The sequence below is a fragment of the Arthrobacter sedimenti genome, from assembly GCF_042652025.1.
GTDB lineage: Bacteria > Actinomycetota > Actinomycetes > Actinomycetales > Micrococcaceae > Arthrobacter > Arthrobacter sedimenti.
On the sequence record NZ_JBHSDQ010000005.1, the window covers coordinates 19968 to 37463 of the forward strand.

18 protein-coding genes are annotated in these 17496 nt (G+C 66.0%); 16 read left to right on the forward strand and 2 right to left on the reverse strand.

Translation table 11 applies throughout. The features are described from left to right. Positions 1-225: 225 nt before the first annotated feature. From ACFO0G_RS12770 to ACFO0G_RS12780, 3 genes are all read left to right on the forward strand, one after another. The gene (locus ACFO0G_RS12770; RefSeq protein ID WP_286400272.1) at positions 226-528 is read left to right on the forward strand and encodes a hypothetical protein; all 303 of its coding nucleotides are present in this window, start codon (positions 226-228) and stop codon (positions 526-528) included. Positions 529-589: 61 nt separating this feature from the next. Then, a complete protein-coding gene (locus ACFO0G_RS12775) occupies positions 590-2590 on the forward strand; it encodes an acyl-CoA dehydrogenase family protein (RefSeq protein WP_286400274.1) in 2001 nt (666 codons plus the stop codon). Between the two features lie 64 nt (positions 2591-2654). Further along, on the forward strand, positions 2655-3551 hold the full coding sequence (locus ACFO0G_RS12780) for a TIGR04086 family membrane protein (RefSeq protein ID WP_376978030.1): 897 nt from the start codon (positions 2655-2657) through the stop codon (positions 3549-3551). Here ACFO0G_RS12780 and ACFO0G_RS12785 read toward each other — a convergent pair whose 3' ends face one another. Beyond that, on the reverse strand, positions 3552-3950 hold the full coding sequence (locus ACFO0G_RS12785; RefSeq protein WP_376978032.1) for a YchJ family protein: 399 nt from the start codon (positions 3948-3950) through the stop codon (positions 3552-3554). It lies immediately after the preceding gene. A 164-nt stretch (positions 3951-4114) separates the two neighbouring features. Here ACFO0G_RS12785 and ACFO0G_RS12790 point away from each other — a divergent pair, with 164 nt between their 5' ends. From ACFO0G_RS12790 to ACFO0G_RS12810, 5 genes are all read left to right on the forward strand, one after another. Next, positions 4115-4765 (forward strand): hypothetical protein, encoded by a 651-nt coding sequence (locus tag ACFO0G_RS12790; RefSeq protein ID WP_376978034.1) that lies wholly within the window; start codon positions 4115-4117, stop codon positions 4763-4765. Positions 4766-4804: 39 nt separating this feature from the next. Continuing rightward, entirely contained in the window at positions 4805-5809 is a 1005-nt protein-coding gene (locus tag ACFO0G_RS12795; RefSeq protein ID WP_376978036.1) for an aldo/keto reductase family protein, read from the forward strand. Next, entirely contained in the window at positions 5810-6670 is an 861-nt protein-coding gene (locus ACFO0G_RS12800; protein WP_286400283.1) for an SDR family oxidoreductase, read from the forward strand. A gap of 94 nt (positions 6671-6764) precedes the next feature. After that, entirely contained in the window at positions 6765-7880 is a 1116-nt protein-coding gene (locus ACFO0G_RS12805; protein ID WP_376978038.1) for a sulfite oxidase, read from the forward strand. A 34-nt stretch (positions 7881-7914) separates the two neighbouring features. Further along, positions 7915-8298: an RNA-binding S4 domain-containing protein gene (locus ACFO0G_RS12810; protein WP_286400287.1), complete on the forward strand. Its 384-nt coding sequence runs from the start codon at positions 7915-7917 to the stop codon at positions 8296-8298. 17 nt (positions 8299-8315) lie between these two features. On the opposite strand, the gene ACFO0G_RS12815 is transcribed toward ACFO0G_RS12810, so the two are convergent. After that, positions 8316-8828, reverse strand: a complete 513-nt coding sequence (locus tag ACFO0G_RS12815; protein WP_376978040.1) for a hypothetical protein — start codon at positions 8826-8828, stop codon at positions 8316-8318. A gap of 98 nt (positions 8829-8926) precedes the next feature. Between ACFO0G_RS12815 and ACFO0G_RS12820 the strand changes: the two genes are divergently transcribed. The 8 genes from ACFO0G_RS12820 to ACFO0G_RS12855 all read left to right on the forward strand — a co-directional run bounded on the left by ACFO0G_RS12820 (position 8927) and on the right by ACFO0G_RS12855 (position 17443). After that, positions 8927-9808 (forward strand): cytochrome c oxidase assembly protein, encoded by an 882-nt coding sequence (locus ACFO0G_RS12820; RefSeq protein ID WP_376978042.1) that lies wholly within the window; start codon positions 8927-8929, stop codon positions 9806-9808. Between the two features lie 103 nt (positions 9809-9911). After that, a complete protein-coding gene (locus tag ACFO0G_RS12825; protein ID WP_286400293.1) occupies positions 9912-10529 on the forward strand; it encodes a uracil-DNA glycosylase family protein in 618 nt (205 codons plus the stop codon). A 161-nt stretch (positions 10530-10690) separates the two neighbouring features. Further along, positions 10691-11797, forward strand: a complete 1107-nt coding sequence (locus ACFO0G_RS12830) for a thermonuclease family protein (protein WP_376978044.1) — start codon at positions 10691-10693, stop codon at positions 11795-11797. Positions 11798-11908: 111 nt separating this feature from the next. Further along, a complete protein-coding gene (locus ACFO0G_RS12835; RefSeq protein WP_376978046.1) occupies positions 11909-12544 on the forward strand; it encodes a DedA family protein in 636 nt (211 codons plus the stop codon). Positions 12545-12586: 42 nt separating this feature from the next. Next, complete coding sequence (locus ACFO0G_RS12840) at positions 12587-13294, forward strand: FadR/GntR family transcriptional regulator (protein ID WP_376978048.1); 708 nt, start codon at positions 12587-12589, stop codon at positions 13292-13294. A gap of 30 nt (positions 13295-13324) precedes the next feature. Then, entirely contained in the window at positions 13325-14392 is a 1068-nt protein-coding gene (locus ACFO0G_RS12845) for an asparaginase (RefSeq protein WP_376978050.1), read from the forward strand. 8 nt (positions 14393-14400) lie between these two features. Beyond that, complete coding sequence (locus tag ACFO0G_RS12850) at positions 14401-15834, forward strand: aspartate ammonia-lyase (RefSeq protein ID WP_286400300.1); 1434 nt, start codon at positions 14401-14403, stop codon at positions 15832-15834. 94 nt (positions 15835-15928) lie between these two features. Further along, on the forward strand, positions 15929-17443 hold the full coding sequence (locus tag ACFO0G_RS12855) for an amino acid permease (protein WP_286400302.1): 1515 nt from the start codon (positions 15929-15931) through the stop codon (positions 17441-17443). Positions 17444-17496: the final 53 nt, after the last annotated feature.

Sequence of the window (17496 nt, forward strand, 5' to 3'; positions counted from 1 at the left end):
AGGGCGGTCTGAACGGGACGGACCGGAAAACTGCCAACTACAAGGTTAACGCAGCCCGCCGCGACCGCTTCGTGACCTACCTGCCGGTAGTGTTTCGATCCCGTATCAACAGTCACATCAGACCCATGCTGCTCTGGTTGGCCGCCCCGCGTCCCCCTAATCTGCTTCTACTGGTCTTCGCCACACAGCAGTCTTTCGCAAAGCAATGCCGCAGCAGGGGGATTCATGCAGTTCGATCTAAGCTCAGTGGAAACAGCCACCTTGGTCTTCATCGGGACACTGGTTTTCGGTGCCATCCTGGCCGGATTCGTCCTCACCGCGGGGCTGGTTGCCCTGGCGCTGCTGGGCGCGGGCAAGCTCACCTGGATGGTGGTCGTCAATACGCTGATGGCCGTGGTCCACGGGATCAACGCGGGCTGGGACAAGCTGGTCCGGCGCGCCTCCGCCGTGGACCTTCCGGCCGATTTCCAGGGCCAAACGTCCCCTAGCACCGGAACCTACCCGCGGGTAATCTTGAGGGACAGCTGAAGGGTTCTCCAACCCCGGCGGATCCATGGCTACACCGGCCATCCGGCCAAGGAGATAACCCATGACCTCCGCCACTGACAGCCAGGCCAAGGACGCCCCGGCTGAGGAAACCCCAGTCCCAGCCGGCAAAATCGGCGCCGGGGCCACCGCTGAAGATGCCCGGGCCGTCGCCGAAGCCGCCCGCGAATCCGGCTGGGACCGCCCCAGCTTCGCCAAGGGCCTTTACCTTGGCAGCTTTGACCTGGATCTGGTCCACCCTTGGCCCGTCGCGGACCCTGCGTCCGTGGAACGGGGCGAGGAGTTCATGGCCCGCCTCACGGAGTTCGCCAAAACCATGTCGGGGCGGGTGATCGAGCGGGAAGCAAGGATCCCGGACGACTACATCAAGGGCCTGGCGGATCTGGGCGTCTTTGGCATGAAGATCCCGGAGGAATACGGCGGCCTTGGGCTCTCGCTGGTGTATTACGGCCGGGCCCTTGCCTTGCTGGGCAGCGTGCACCCCAGCCTGGGCGCCCTCATCTCCGCCCACCAGTCCATCGGTGTGCCGGAGCCGGTGAAGGTCTTTGGGACGCCGGAACAGAAGCGCGAGTACCTGCCGCGCTGTGCCGCCGGTGCCGTCACTGCATTCCTCCTCACCGAACCGGACGTGGGCAGCGATCCCGCGCGCCTGGGCAGCACCGCAACGCCAACGGACGACGGCGATGCGTACCTTTTGGACGGCGTGAAACTTTGGACCACCAACGGGGTGATCGCCGAACTGGTGGTGGTCATGGCGGTGGTCCCGGCGCACACCGATCCGGACGGCACCAGGCACAAGGGCGGCATCAGTGCGTTCGTGGTGGAAATGGACTCCCCGGGCATCACGGTGGAAAACCGCAACGCGTTCATGGGCCTGCGCGGCATCGAGAACGGGGTGACGCGCTTCCATCAGGTGCGGGTGCCCGCCGCGAACCGCCTGGGCCGTGAGGGGCAGGGCCTGAAGATCGCGCTGACCACGCTTAATACTGGCCGCCTGGCCTTGCCCGCCCTCTGCGTGGCCTCCGGGCGGTGGAGCCTGAAGATAGCCCGGGAATGGTCCAACGCCCGCACGCAGTGGGGCCGTCCCGTGGGCCAGCACGAAGCCGTGGGCAAAAAGATTGCCTTTATCGCGGCCTCAGCCTTTGCCCTTGATGCCGTTTTCGAACTCTCCGCCGAGCTTGCCGACGCCGGGCAGAAGGACGTCCGGATCGAGGCGGCGCTCGCCAAACTTTGGGCCACGGAGATCAGCTGCACGATCGCGGACGAGCTGGTCCAGATCCGGGGCGGGCGGGGATTTGAGACCGCCGAGTCGCTGGCTGCGCGCGGTGAACGGGCGGTGCCGGCCGAGCAGCAGTTGCGGGACCTGCGCATCAACAGGATCTTCGAGGGGTCCTCCGAGATCATGCGGCTCCTGATCGCCCGGGAAGCGGTGGATGCGCACCTGGCCGCCGCGGGCGATCTTGCGTCCCTGGACGCGAGCCTTGCCGACAAAGCGAAGGCCGCCGTCGGGGCTTCCAGCTTCTATGCCAAATGGCTGCCCAAGCTGGTGGCCGGCGCCGGCATGGACCCCCGCTCCTACAGCGAATTCGGCAGGCTGGCCAAGCACCTCCGCTTCGTGGAACGCTCATCGCGGCGGCTGGCGCGGCAGACCTTTTACGGCATGGGCCGGTGGCAGGCCAAGCTGGAGCGGAAGCAGGCGTTCCTGGGCCGCGTGGTGGACATCGGCGCCGAACTCTTCGCCATGACCGCCTGCTGTTCCCGAGCCGAGATGCTGCTCAAGACGTCCCCCGACAAGGCTGCCAGCGCCTATGAGCTGGCCGACGCCTACTGCGAGCAGGCCAAGGTGCGCGTGGACGAGTACTTCGACCAGCTGTGGCGGAACACGGACGACGCCGACCGGGAACTGACACGCAAGGTCCTGGCCGGTGACTACACCTGGCTTGAGGCGGGGGTCCTGGACCAGTCCGAAGGCACCGGCCCCTGGATCGCCGATGCCTCGCCGGGCCCGTCCCAAAAGGAGGACCTGCACCGGAAATACCGGTAAAACCGCAGGTCACAAAGTAGTAAGCACGCTTGCTATCGGGTGGAGCGGGTGGTTGAGTTGAGCTATGAGCAGCTCAACGGACCCAGAGAACCTGCCTCCCCGCCGCGCCCGGGAGGACGAAACCACCCGTCGCGGAGCCTTCCGCGACGGAGCCGCGGACGACGCCGCCACGCGCTCGTTTGACCAGGCGCCGGCCCGGGATGGAGTAGCTGCGCGGGAAGAAGTACCAACCCGCGCCGTGGACCGTGACCGCGTGATTGGCAGGGATCGGGACGCCGTCGTGGACCGGGACCGCTCGGACGTCAGGGCGGAGCGGGAATACCAGCCCGCGCCAACGGCTGCCACCCCGGTAGTGAACCCGGCGCTGGCTGACCGGGAAACCGCCGTCGCGCGCCAGAAGGAGCGGTTTGGCGGCATCAAGGTGGGTTCGGCGTTCTTTGGCTGGCTGACCGCCACCGGCATGGCCGTGCTGCTGACGGCGCTGGTGGCCGCCGCCGGGACCGCCGTGGGGCTCGCCAACAACACCGACGTCAACCAGGCCGTTAACCAGGCCGCGCAGAACAGCGGCACCGTTGGACTGGTGGGCATCATCGTCCTGCTGGTGATCCTGTTCCTCTCCTACTACAGCGGCGGCTACGTGGCCGGCCGGATGGCACGCTTCAACGGCGCCAAGCAGGGGCTCATGGTGTGGGTGTGGGCGTTGATCGCGGCCGTCGTGGTGGCAATCCTGGGGCTGGTGGCTGGACAGCAGTTCAACGTCCTGGCCAACCTGAACAGCTTCCCCCGCATCCCCATCAATGAAGGACAGCTCACCACCACCAGCATCATCGCCGCGGTGGTTGTGGCAGTGGTGGCCCTCATCGGGGCCATGCTCGGCGGCCTGGCCGGCATGCGCTTCCACCGGAAGGTTGACCGCGCAGGCTTCACCCCGGACAGCGAGTTCTACGACGACGAGGAGTAGTCAGGCGCGGACGTCGCCGTCCACGTAGAACCACCGGCCGTTCTCGCGGACGAACCTGCTGTTCTCGTGCAGGACGCCCCGTTCGTTGCCGTGCCGGTAGTAGGCCTTGAACTCCACGGTCCCCTCGGTATCGAACGGGCCGCCGTTGCTGGTGCCCACGATGTCCAGGCGGCGCCATTCCATGGCCGGATCCAGGTCCAGGCTGGCGGGTGCGGTGGAGCGATGGTGTGCGCGCAGCAGGTACTCCTCATCCAGCAGGGCAAATGCGCTGTACCGGGAACGCATCAGCTGCTCCGCCGTCGCCGCCTGGGCCTGGCCCGAATGGAACCGGCCGCAGCACTGGGAGTACGGCTCCCCGGACAGGCACAAGCAGTTTGCAGAGTCAATTGGCGCGGTCACCCGGTGATGCTGTCACATCCGGTAACAGGTTCGCTACAACCCCGGGCATCCCGTGGTCCGCGGCGGCACGTCCGGCCAAAAATCCGTATGGTGGAGAAGGAGCTTCCGCCCGGCACTTGACGCCGGGATGTAAGCCCAGGATGCAGGCAGAGAGGAGAGATGGCGTGGAGCACCCGGACACTCTCGTCCTCAACCTGACTTTCCTGGGCACCGTGGGCGTGGCCCTCATGATGTTCGGTGTCCTCTTCCTGCTGGGCGTCATCACCTTGGTCCTCGCGGGCCTGGGCCGCCTGGCCGCCATCGTGCTGATGGTTCTGTTCGGCCGCGTCCCCGGCCGGACCGGCTCCGAACGTTTCGCCAACAGGGCAACCAGCCAGGCGGAGCCACGCAAGCCGCTCCGGGAACGGGCCGCCGCGCTGAAGCCGGGCCGGCTGAAGGAGTCGCTCCGCACCGCCGTCGTACGCCATCCAAAGCTTGCTGCCGCACGTCCGGAGCCCCCGGTCCTCGCTGAAGACTGGGCCTCCGCTGTTGCCCAGGCGGATAAACGCGCCGAGGCCAGGGCGCGGGCGGAACGGCCCGAAATCAAGCTCTCGGTCCGGGATCTTCCGGATCCGGCCGTACCTGCCGACAAGGTCTCGGAAGTGGCCCCGCTGGTGGAGTCCGCCCTGCACAACCACCGGCCGCCGCATGAGATGCCGCGGTCCTTCAAGAAGCCCCAGCCGCTGCACCCCGTGCCGCCGCTCGATACCGGGTCCCTGGTTTCGCTGGCCGGCCCGCAGCAGGTACTCAAGGAGCAGGCCAAGGAGAACGGCTAAGCCCTTACCCTGAGCAACCATCTGGGTTAGCGTGAACACATGGAATTCAGATACCTCGGAAACAGCGGCTTCAAAGTCTCGGAAATCACGTTCGGCAACTGGCTGACCCATGGCTCCCAGGTGGAGAACGACGTCGCCACCCAGTGCGTGCGCGCGGCCCTCGACGCCGGCATCAGCACCTTCGACACAGCAGACGTCTACGCCAACACGGCCGCGGAGACCGTCCTGGGCCAGGCCCTGAAGGATGAACGCCGCGAGTCCCTGGAAATCTTCACCAAGGTCTTCGGCCCCACCGGCCCCAAGGGCAAGAATGATCTTGGCCTGTCCCGCAAGCACATCATGGAATCCATCAACGGTTCGCTGCGCCGGCTGCAGACGGACTATGTGGACCTGTACCAGGCCCACCGCTACGACTTCGAAACGCCGCTGGAAGAGACCATGCAGGCGTTCGCTGACATCGTCCGGCAGGGCAAGGCGCTGTACATCGGTGTGAGCGAGTGGACCGCGGAGCAGCTCCGCGAAGGCCACAAGCTGTCCAAGGAACTGGGTTTCCAGCTGATCTCGAACCAGCCGCAGTACTCCATGCTGTGGCGCGTGATCGAAGCCGAGGTGGTTCCGGCGTCGGAAGAGCTGGGCGTGTCCCAGATCGTCTGGTCCCCCATGGCCCAGGGCGTCCTCAGCGGCAAGTACCAGCCCGGCCAGCCCGCTCCCGAGGGCAGCCGCGCCACGGACGAAAAGGGCGGCGCCAAGATGATCCAGCGGTGGATGCGCGACGACGTCCTGGCCGGCGTGCAGGAACTGAAGCCGATTGCCCAGGAGGCAGGGCTGTCCATGCCACAGCTGGCTGTCGCCTGGGTGCTGCAGAACCCCAACGTGGCGTCCGCCATTGTGGGCGCGTCCCGGCCCGAGCAGATCGCCGACAGCGTGGGTGCCGCCGGCGTGAAGCTGGAGGCTGAGGTCCTCAAGCGGATTGACGACGCCATCGGCGGACTCGCGGAACGGGATCCGGCACAGACCAAGTCGCCGGCCACGCGGGAAGCGTAAGTGGCCACCCCGTCGGAACTGCCGGAGCTTGCGGTAGCCGGCTCCACCGGAGGCCTGGGCGGAATGGTGGCGCGGCAGCTTGCCGCGTCCGGTTTCGCCCAGCGCCTGCTGGTGCGCGACGCCGCGCGGGCGCCGCAGCTGGACGGCGCGCATGCAGTGGTGTGTTCCTACGGGGACGGCGCGGCCTCCCGGCAGGCCCTTGAGGGAGCGAAAGTCCTGTTCATGGTGTCCGCCGCGGAGGCCGAGGACAGACTGCAGCAGCATTACGCGTTCGTGGATGCCGCTGCGGAGGCCGGAGTGGAGCACGTGGTGTACACGTCCTTCTACGGCGCGGCACCGGATGCCACCTTCACCCTGGCCCGGGACCACTACGCCACGGAGGAGCGGATCAAGGCGTCCGGGATGGAGTACACGCTCCTGCGCGACAACTTCTACCTGGACTTCCTGCCGTTGATGACCGGGGACGACGGCGTGATCCGGGGCCCTGCCGGTGACGGCGTCTTTTCGGGAGTGGCGCGGGAGGACATTGCCCGCTGCGCCCATGCAGTGCTGCGCGATCCGGCCATCCATAAGGGCATGACCTACAACCTCACCGGGCCGGAAGAGCTGACCATGGCGCAGGCCGCCGAGGTGCTGAGTACCGGGACCGGGCGGGAGGTGCGCTACCAGCCGGAGACGGTGGAGGAAGCCTACGCGTCCCGGGCCTCCTACGGTGCCCCGCAGTGGCAGCTCGATGCCTGGGTCAGCACCTACACGGCGATGGCTGCCGGCGAGATGGCAGGGCTTTCGCCGGACGTCCACGGGCTGACCGGTCAGGATCCCATCAGCCTGGCAGAGTTTTTGACCCGGCCGGTGCTGTAGGAGATGGTTTTCACCCGTTGACGGGCGGGTGGGCCCGGCGTAGACCTGTTGGTGCCGGGGGCGTCGTTAGTCCGCCAAGCAGAATCGCACCGCCATGAATTACAGCAACCAGCAGTCAACCCGGCAGGAGCCTGCGCCGGTCCCGTCACCGGCCACGCAGCCTGCCTCCGGTCCGCTCACCCGGGAGGAGCTGCAGCTCGCCGCCCGGAACCACTCCATGCCGCTGGAAGCGCTTCGCCGCGACGTCACCCCGCCCGGGCTCCACTACGTGCTGACGCACTTCGACATTCCGGACCTCGACGGTTCGTCCTGGCATCTGCGGATCGGCGGGGCTGTGGAACGTGCGCTGGAACTGGGCATGGCGGCGCTCCGCAGGGACCCTGCCATCACCGTGCCCGTCACCCTCGAGTGCGCCGGGAACGGCCGTTCGCTCCTTGAGCCGCGGCCCCTCAGCCAGCCGTGGGTCCTGGAGGCGGTGGGCACGGCACACTGGACCGGGGTTCCACTGGCCTACCTCCTTGGCAAGGCGGGCGTGCTTCCGGACGCGGTGGAGGTGGTCTTCACCGGGGCCGACGCCGGGGTACAGGGCGGCGTTCCCCAGCGCTACGCGCGCAGCCTGCCGATCCGCGAGGCGCTGCGTCCCGACGTCGTCCTTGCCTACCAAATGAACGGCACCGACTTGCCGCCGCAGCATGGCTACCCGCTACGGCTGGTGGTCCCGGGCTGGTACGGGATGGCCAGCGTCAAGTGGCTGGAGTCCATCGAGGTGGTCAAGACACCGTTCGCTGGCTTCCAGCAGGAGGTCGCCTACCGCTACCAGGACTCCGCGGACGACGCCGGCACGCCGGTTTCGCGGATCAGGGTACGTTCGTTGATGGTCCCGCCGGGCGTCCCGGACTTCTTCTCCCGGCGTCGGTTCCTGCGCCCCGGCCCGGTCATGCTGGAAGGCAGGGCATGGTCCGGCGAAGGTGCCGTGACCGCCGTCGACGTGGGGATCGACGGCACCTGGTTGCCCGCCCACCTGGACAAGCCGGCGGGCGGCTACGCGTGGCGGCGGTGGACCCTGCCCTGGGTGGCGAACCCCGGCGAGCACGTCCTTTCCTGCCGCGCCACGGACATCACGGGTGCCACCCAGCCCCTGGAGCAGGCCTGGAATTTCCAGGGGATGGGCAACAACGTGGTGCAGAGGGTGCCCGTGACGGTGGAGTGATGTTGCGGGCCCGGGGCTATACTCGGTGCCAATCATGACCATCCTCCCTTCCTCCCCCGCCAGTGTCCGCATCGATGCGTGGCTGTGGGCCGTCCGCGCGTACAAGACACGGTCTGCCGCCACCGCCGCCTGCCGCGCCGGACATGTGCGCCTGAACGGAAGCCCCTCGAAAGCTTCGGCAACGCTGGTCACGGGCGATACCGTCACCGTCCGCATGCCCGGGTACGAGCGCATCCTCGAGGTGCGGCGGCTCATCGCCAAGCGCGTGGGGGCCGAGGCCGCGTCGCACTGCTTTACCGACCACACTCCGCCGCGGCCAGTCCTTCCCGCGCTCGGACTGCCGCAGCGGGACAGGGGCGCCGGACGCCCCACCAAGAAGGACCGCCGCGAGATGGATCGGCTTCGCGGACCTGCGTGACAGGCGTGCTGCCGGCGTCAGGGGCCGGCTTTGGTGCGTGCCTGCACGAGGTTGGCGAACGGCAACCGACCAAACTTCTCCACGAAGGCAGCATGGTAACCAGCTTCTGCGCCGTTCAGTTGGTCGGCCGGAAGTTCCTTCCATGCAATGGCCAGTGATCCCGCGTCAGCAAGCTGCCAGATAAGCCGCCCGTCCCAGTGGCCGGGCGGCTTGCCTTGCCCAAAGTCAACGAATTCCTGGATTTGGCGCCGAAGCCCGCGGTTACCCTTGCTTCCGGGTCCGGCCTTTCCCAAGTAGAGAACAACGGCGCCTTCCACCCACTCGGCGGCTAACGCGGCCGCGGGGAGGGACGGGTCCTTCTTCTTGAAGACGCCCGCGGTGCTTCTCGGGAGAAAGCGTGGCTGGAAGCCGTCCGGAGCAATCACGGCGACGAGGCCTGTTCCTTGTGGGATCCTCATGGTTTCCAGGGCCTGAATGGGCCTAAAGCCAGCGAAACCCTCGGCCTTCAGGCCCTTCCTGGTGAACTGCATAGTCCATTGAACAGCAGGTCGGGGACCACCGCTGCGTTTGCGTGTTCACCTAGGGGAGCAGTCAGGCCATTCACAGGAACGCCACCTATCCTTGGCGCGTGCCACCCCTTGAGATCCTGATGTCCTCCTGGCAACTCGACTGGGCTGCAACTGCCTTCGTCGTTGTGGCCGGTGTCCTGTACGGGTGGGGAATGCGGTCAGCCGCCCGCCGAGGCCAGGACTGGCCCGTGTGGCGGGCGGTTGCGTTCTACGTCCTGGGCCTGGGCTCATTCGTTGTCCTGACCTGTGGGTTCACGGGCGTCTACGGCGCGCAGCAGCGGTGGGCATTCACCATCAAGATTTCCATGCTGCTCTTTGTCGTTCCGCTGCTTATTGGGCTGGGAAAGCCGCTCACCCTTGCCCGGGCAGCGTTGCCGGCCAAGGGAATAGGCACGCTGAACACTGTCCTGGCGAGCCGGCCTGTCCGGTTCGTCAGCAACTCCTTCGGTGCACCGCTGCTGGGCCTGGTGCTCTTTTCCACGTTCCTGACTCCCATGTTCTACACACTCCGGACAGATCCCGTGGCCGGCGCACTCCTCACCCTCGGTGTACCGCTGCTTGGCATGCTGATGGCGCTGCCCATCATCGAGGAATCGGACTTCCAGCGGTCCAGCGCGTACCTGACCCTGGAATTCATGTTCGTCTTCATTGAATTGCTGATCGACGCGATCCCCGGAATCCTGCTCAGTCTCAACGGCCAGGTGCTCGACCACGTGATGTCAGTGCCCAACCCCCAGTGGTGGTTCAGGGATGCGTTCCAGGATCAGCAGTTTGCGGGAAACCTGCTCTGGTTCATCTGCGAAGTTGTGGACCTGCCACTGATCATCCTCATGTTCGTCCGGTTCTCACGCAGCGATAAGCGGGAAGCAGGAGTCTTCGATGAGCTGACGGACGAACAGCTGAGTGAACTGCACAGGCAGCACCTGCGCGGACCGCACTAGGTTGGCCAGCTGCAAAAAATTCGGTGTGCGCACCACTCTCGGTGAAAGCGTAGAGTGACATAGGACGCCTGATTCTGGACGCCTTGCTGCTAAGGGAGAAATCGTGACGATTGACTGGGACGAAAAAAAGGCCCTGCTACAGGAACCGAATATCGCGAAGGTAACCCAGCTTTGCGATGAGCTGATGGAAAAGAAGCCCGGTTCCACCGTCCCCTACATCGACCCTGTGCACGACGAAGATGAGTGCAGGATCATCAGCCTCCAAGCCAGCCCCGGCAAGGGCACCGAGTCCGGGTTTGTCTCCCACAACAACGACGACGAAGCGGCCCGCCGCGCTACCCAGATCTACGAGCTCGCTGAGTTGGACCCCCGCTACGTCATGCCTTGGAACGCCTATCCCTGGATCCGCGAAAGCGGCAGCCCCTCGGCCCTGAGTGTCCAGGAGAAGACCGACGGGCTCCGCCCGTTCAGGCAGTTCCTTAAGATCAACTCCCGCGTTTCGGCCATCATCGCGCACGGTACGGATGCGTCCACGTTCCTGACCCTGTTCGAGAAGACCTACCACTCCTCGCTGAAGAACAACGGCATCAAAATCTACAAGGCCACTGCCCTTGGCGGCAGGGCCTTTGCTGTTTCTGAGGCCAAGCAGGAAGAGCTCCTGGCCAAGAACGTGGAGACCTACCGGGACGCGATGCAGCGGGCCGGCATCCAGCACCTCTAGGGCGCGCTTCCCCGGGTGCACCGAAAACTGCGCATTCCTTGATCCACCCTTGATGAATCCTTGCTTCTCCATCTCCAGCATTAGTGGAGTAAACACTCAGGATTCTCCGAGGTAGAGCGCTCGATCGGCCTCGTTTCCTGCTGCAGTTGGGGGAACTTGGCATGAAAAAACTCATAATCGCTTCACTGGCAGCCACTGGCCTGGTCGCAGGATCATTTGCTGCAGGTGCAGCTGCCAACGCTGGTACCGGCACCGTTGTCCGCGTGGTCGACGGGGACACTCTGGTGGTTTCCATCAACAACGGCGACCACACCATCCGACTGTTGAACATCGACACTCCTGAGACCAAGGACCCAAACCAACCGGTCGAGTGCCTCGGTCCGGAGGCCTCAAAGTACCTTGAGGGCCTACTGCCGAAGGGGACCCAGGTCAGACTCGAGTTCGACGCCGAGCGCCACGACAAGTACGGCAGGACTCTCGCGGGAGTCTTCACAGCCGACGGGTCTCTGGTCAACGCCAAAATCGCGCAGCAGGGACTGGGAATTCCAGTCGAGTACGGCGGCAACAGGAAGTTCCTGCCGCCCGTGCAGGCAGCCTACGAAGAGGCCAGGGCTGCCAAGAGTGGGCTCTTCTCCGAGAGCATCGGGTGCACACTTCCTGCGCAGTTGGCTGAGACAACGAAGGGCCTCGAGACGGCCACCGAGGCATCACCGGCAACCACTTCTGCCGCGGCAGGTGCGGCAGCGGGCGTCCTCGCGAGCAAAGTGGCAGCGGCGAAGGCACTCCGAAAGGTCCTGAATGGGGACAAAGTAACTGAGCGGGCCCTATTGTGGGCCGGACTTTCCACTGCCGTGCTCGCGAAACATGTGTCCAACCTGGACAAGAAGATCACTGCCGCGGAGAAGAAGGCAGAAGACACGAAAACGCCAAAAGCGACCTTGGAAGCAACGGAAAAAAGAGCCGAGGAAGAGCGCAAAGCGGCTGAAGCCAGGGCGGTGGCCGAACGCAAAGCAGCAGAGGAGCGCGCTGCGGCAGAAAAGAAGGCAGCAGACGAGGCTGCTGCGGCAGCGGCGAAAGCTGCAGCCGATGAAGCAGCCCGGAACGCCGCAGCTGAGGCTGAACGTCTACGCAATCTGCCTGCACCAGCACCAAACCCGGCGCCTTACGTTGCGCCGGCCCCGCAACCGTACGTTCCCCCTGCCCCCTCAACTAAATACACCGGCCCGCGCTGCTACGCTCCCGGCGGCAAGACCTGGCGGCCGTGCTGACCGTCCTGTGGCCAACTGTCAGGGATTTTTCAGGAGCACGAGCGCATACTCGTAGGTACTCTGACCGGCTAAAGAACCGAGTTGAGCCTCCGCAGGCTTAAAGTTGGTTCCATGACGGGCTTTATCGACGGACTCCTGAACGTCAGCCCGATCGTGGCGTACATAGCCGTCTTCTGCCTGGTCTTCGCCGAAGACGCCATATTCGTCGGTTTCGTGATCCCGGGTGAGACGGCGGCCGTCCTCGGCGGGGTGGTGGCCAGCCGCGGCGAGGTGCAACTGGGAACCATGATGGCCCTGGTGGTGTTAGCCGCCGTCATCGGTGACAGCGTGGGCTACGAAGTGGGCAAGCACCTGGGGACCCGGCTCATGAAAACAAAAGTGCTGGCGCGGCACACGCGCAAGCTGCAAAACGCGCAGGAATTCCTCCGGCGCAAGGGCGGTTCCGCAGTGTTCCTGGGCCGCTTCACCGCCTTCCTGCGTGCCGTCATGCCTGCCCTGGCCGGCACATCCCGGATGCCGTATGGCCGGTTCCTTGCCTACAACGCTGCGGGCGGCATCGTTTGGGGCATCGGCTTCGTCCTGCTGGGCTTCCTCGCCGGCAATTCCTACGAGGCCGTGGCCCAGGCAGTGGGCCGGGACCTCGCCGTCGTCATCGCAGCAGTTGCCGTGGCTGCACTCATCGCCTGGCACCTTCGCTCACGACGGCGGCAGCAACGGCGGCGCGCGGCAGGCCAACGCCAGGACTAGGGAGGGTTTGACACCCTTTGTGACCCGTGCCATATTTGAAGCGTGAACCTGTCAGACAGCCGGACAGCAGGACAGCCTGTAGTCCGCCCCCTTGCCCGGCTGAGCGCCGCCGAGGCGGTGTTCAACACCATCCGTGAGGACATCGAATCCGGCGTCATCCCGGTGGGCAGCAAGCTGAGCTCGGAGGCCACCCTTTCGCAGCAGTATGGAGTCAGCCGCTCGGTGATCCGGGAAGCCCTCCGCTCCTGCACCGCCCTGGGGCTGACGGTCACCAGGACCGGCAAGGGCACGTTCGTCGTCGCCAGCAAGGTGGCCAACGACCTCACCCTGGGGCAGTACTCGGCACGCGACCTGACGGAAGCGCGCCCGCACATTGAAGTCCCGGCCGCTGGACTTGCTGCTGAGCGGCGCACCGCAGAGGAACTGGAAATCCTCCGCGGGATTGTCGCCGCAATGGCCGTGGAAACCGATCCCGAATCCTGGGTGGCTCTGGATTCCAGCTTCCACGCCACCATCGCCCGCGCCAGCGGCAACAAAGTGTTCGCGAGCGTCGTGGCCGACATCCGGGACGCCCTGGCACACCAGTCCGAGACACTGAACATGGTGGCCGACCGCCAGCACGCCTCCGACGTCGAGCACCAGCAGATCCTTGCCGCCATCGAGTCCGGCTCCGCGGAGAAGGCCCGCGCCGCCATGGCCCACCATCTGGAAGCCGTGGGCGTGGCCCTGGACTTCATCCTCAATAGCTAGCCAGATTCAACCAACCCTTCCAAGGAACCCATGCCCTCCCCCGTGTTTTCTGCTGCCCACACTGCTGCCCCGGCCGACCTGGCCCTGCCGCAGCACACCCCGCTGGTTGCCGCCGTCCGTGACGGCCTGGTAGAGAGCGTCCATTACGGCTCCGCCGTAGCCCTTGGCGCTGATGGTTCAGTGGCGGCGACTGCTGGCGATCCTCTGGCACCCTTCTACCCGCGCTCTGCGCTCAAGCCCCTCCAGGCTGTGGCCATGGTCCGCGCCGGACTTGAACTCCCGGCCGACCTCCTGGCCTTGGCCGCTGCAAGCCATTCGGGTGCGTCCGCACACCGGGACGGCGCCCTGCGCATCCTCGAACTGCACGGGCTCGCCCCCATGGACCTGGAAAACAGCACTGACCTGCCGTACGGCACGGCGGAGCGGGAGGACTGGCTCCGCACCGGGGGCAGCGCCACGCAGATCACCCAGAACTGCTCGGGGAAGCACGCCGCCATGGTGGCCACCTGCAAGATCAACGGTTGGCCCGTGCGGGGCTACCTGGACCCGTCCCACCCGCTGCAGCAGCTCGTGGCGGAAACAGTTATTGACCTGACCGGTGAGGAGCCGGCAACCCTGAGCACCGATGGCTGCGGCACCCCGCTGTTCGCCCTGACGCTCGGTGGCATGGCCCGTGCCTTCGGCCGGATCGCCCGGGCGGCCGCGGCCTCCCTGGATGGAAACGACGACGACGTCAGCCCGGAAGCCGCCGTCGGGCTCGCCATGCAGCAGCACCCGGAGATGGTGGCCGGGGAAGGCCGCGACGTCACCGCGCTGATGCGCCTGGTCCCCGGGGCCGTGGCCAAAGACGGCTTTGAGGGCGTACAGCTCGTCGGCCTGCCGGACGGCAGCGCCGTGGCCGTGAAGATTTCCGACGGCGGCGACCGCGCCCGGATGCCCGCCACCGTCCGCCTGCTGGAGGCGCTGGGAGTGGATGCCGGGCCGCTCGCCGGCATCGCCACATCCCCCGTGCTGGGCGGCGGCCACCCTGTGGGCCAGCTCCTGGCCACCGACTTCCTGAACACCAACCAGTCCACGCCCGACAACGAAGCCCTGTGAGGACAACCATGACCATCACCGATACCGCGGCGGAAGCCACCACCTCCGCCCCGACCAGGTCGGAGCACGACCTGCTCGGCGACCGGGACGTCCCGGCCCACGCGTACTGGGGCGTGCACACGCTCCGCGCTGTGGAAAACTTCCCCATCACCGGCCAGAAGCTGTCCTCCAACATGCACCTGGTCCGCGGGCTTGCCGCGGTCAAGCTGGCCGCCGCCCGCACCAACCGTGAGCTCGGCCTGCTGGACGACGAACGCGCCGACGCAATCGGGCAGGCATGCCAGGACGTCATGGACGGCAAGCTTGCCGACCAGTTCGTGGTGGACGTGGTCCAGGGCGGTGCCGGGACGTCGTCGAACATGAATGCCAACGAGGTCATCGCCAACCGCGCCCTGGAAATCCTGGGCCACCCCAAGGGCGACTACGCGCGGCTGCACCCGAACGACCACGTGAACCTCAGCCAGTCCACGAACGATGTGTATCCCACTGCCGTCAAGCTGGGCACAATCTTCGCCGCCCGCGAGCTGCTGGCAGCACTCGAGGAACTCGAGGATGCCTGCGCCGCCAAGGCCATGGAGTTCCGCACTGTGGTGAAGATGGGCCGCACCCAGCTGCAGGATGCCGTCCCCATGACCTTGGGGCAGGAGTTCGGCAGCTACGCCGTCACCATCGGCGAGGACCGGCTGCGCCTGGCGGAGGCCGAGCTGCTGATCCACGAGATCAACCTCGGCGCCACCGCCATCGGCACCGGCCTGAACGCCCCGGCCGGGTACGCCGCAGCAGCCTGCCGGCACCTGGCGGAGATCACCGGACTCCCGCTGGTGACCGCCGTCGACCTCATCGAAGCCACCCAGGACGTGGGCGCCTTCGTGCACCTGTCCGGCGTGCTGAAGCGGGTTGCCGTTAAGCTGTCCAAGATCTGCAACGACCTGCGCCTGCTCTCCTCCGGCCCGCGCGCCGGTTTCGGCGAGATCAACCTGCCCGCCGTGCAGTCCGGATCCTCGATCATGCCCGGCAAGATCAACCCGGTCATCCCGGAAGTTGTCTCCCAGGTGGCCTACGAGGTGATCGGCAACGACGTCACCATCACCATGGCCGCCGAAGCCGGGCAGTTGCAGCTCAACGCCTTCGAACCGGTCATCGTCCACAGCCTCCACAAGAGCATCTCCCACCTGGAAGCAGCCTGCCGCACCCTTACGGCCCGCTGCATCCGGGGAATCACCGCCAACACCGAGCACCTGCGCCGCACCGTGGAGCAGTCCATCGGCCTGGTCACCGCATTGAATCCCCACCTCGGCTACGCCACCGCCACCGCCATCGCGCAGGAAGCACTTGCCACCGGCAAGGGTGTAGCGGAACTCGTCCTGGAACACGGGCTCCTTACCGATGCCCAGCTCCAGGAACTCCTCAGCCCCGAACGCCTGGCCAACCTCAGCAAGTAATCCCCACCTGCTCCCTCGCCTCGCAAGCTCGGCCAGGGAACCCGGCAGGCGTGGGCCCACCCAACCACCTCCTCCGTTTGTAAGGACATCCCCAATGGCAAACACCCCACTTCCAGACCACCTGATTGATGGTGGCCACGCGCATGCCACCGAAACCTCCCTGCACGCGGAGGACAAGGGCTACCACAAGAACCTCAAGCCGCGGCAGATCCAGATGATCGCGATCGGCGGTGCGATTGGTACAGGCCTGTTCCTGGGCGCCGGCGGCCGGCTGAACGCCGCGGGCCCGTCCCTGGTCATCGCGTACGCGGTGTGCGGCTTCTTCGCGTTCCTGATCCTGCGCGCCCTGGGCGAGCTGGTCCTGCACCGCCCGTCCTCGGGTTCGTTCGTTTCCTACGCCCGTGAGTTCTTCGGCGAGAAGGCAGCGTTCGTCTCCGGCTGGTTCTACTGGATCAACTGGGCCACCACCACCATCGTGGACATCACCGCCGCCGCCCTCTACATGCACTTCTTCGGCAACTACATCCCCTGGATGGCCGACGTCCCGCAGTGGGTCTGGGCGCTGACCGCCCTCGTCGTGGTCCTGGCCCTGAACCTGGTCTCCGTGAAGGTCTTCGGCGAAATGGAATTCTGGTTCGCCCTGATCAAGGTCGCCGCCCTGGTCGCCTTCCTCATCATCGGCACCTACTTCGTCATCTTCGGCACCCCCGTGGACGGCCAGCAGGTAGGCATCAACCTCCTGTCCGACAACGGCGGGATCTTCCCCAACGGCCTGCTGCCCATGATCATCCTCATGCAGGGCGTCCTGTTCGCTTACGCCTCCATTGAACTGGTGGGCACCGCCGCCGGCGAAACCGAAAACCCCGAAAAGATCATGCCCAAGGCCATCAACTCCGTGGTCTTCCGCATCGCCGTGTTCTACGTCGGCTCCGTGATCCTGCTGGCCCTGCTGCTGCCCTTCACCTCCTACCAAAAGGGCGTCAGCCCCTTCGTGACGTTCTTCGGCTCCATCGGAGTCCAGGGCGTGGACGTGATCATGAACCTGGTGGTCCTCACCGCCGCCCTGTCCTCGCTGAACGCCGGCCTCTACTCCACCGGCCGGATCCTGCGCTCCATGTCCGTCAACGGCTCGGCCCCCAAGTTCGCCTCGCGCATGAACAAGGCCGGCGTCCCCTACGGCGGCATCGCCATCACCGCCGTCGTCTCCCTGCTCGGTGTTCCGCTGAACTACCTGGTCCCCGCCGAAGCCTTCGAAATCGTGCTGAACATCGCCTCCGTGGGCATCATCATGACCTGGGCCACCATCGTGCTGTGCCAGATCCAGCTCAAGCGCTGGGCCGACAAGGGCTGGGTGGAACGCCCCTCCTTCCGGATGTTCGGCGCCCCCTACACCGGCTACCTCTCCCTGCTCTTCCTGGTGGGCGTCCTCATCATGGTCTTTATCGACTCACCGTTCACCATGCTGGTCACCGCGATCGCCTCCGTCCTCATGGTCATCGGCTGGTACGCCTGCCGGCACCGGATCCGCGAAATCGCCGAAACCCGTGAAGGCTTCACCGGCATGTCCCCGGTGGTCGCCAACGCACCGGCTGACACCTTCAAGAAGTAACCGCGCCTCAAACGTCCGACGGCGGCACCTGGGTTCTGGAAGTCCGGAACGCG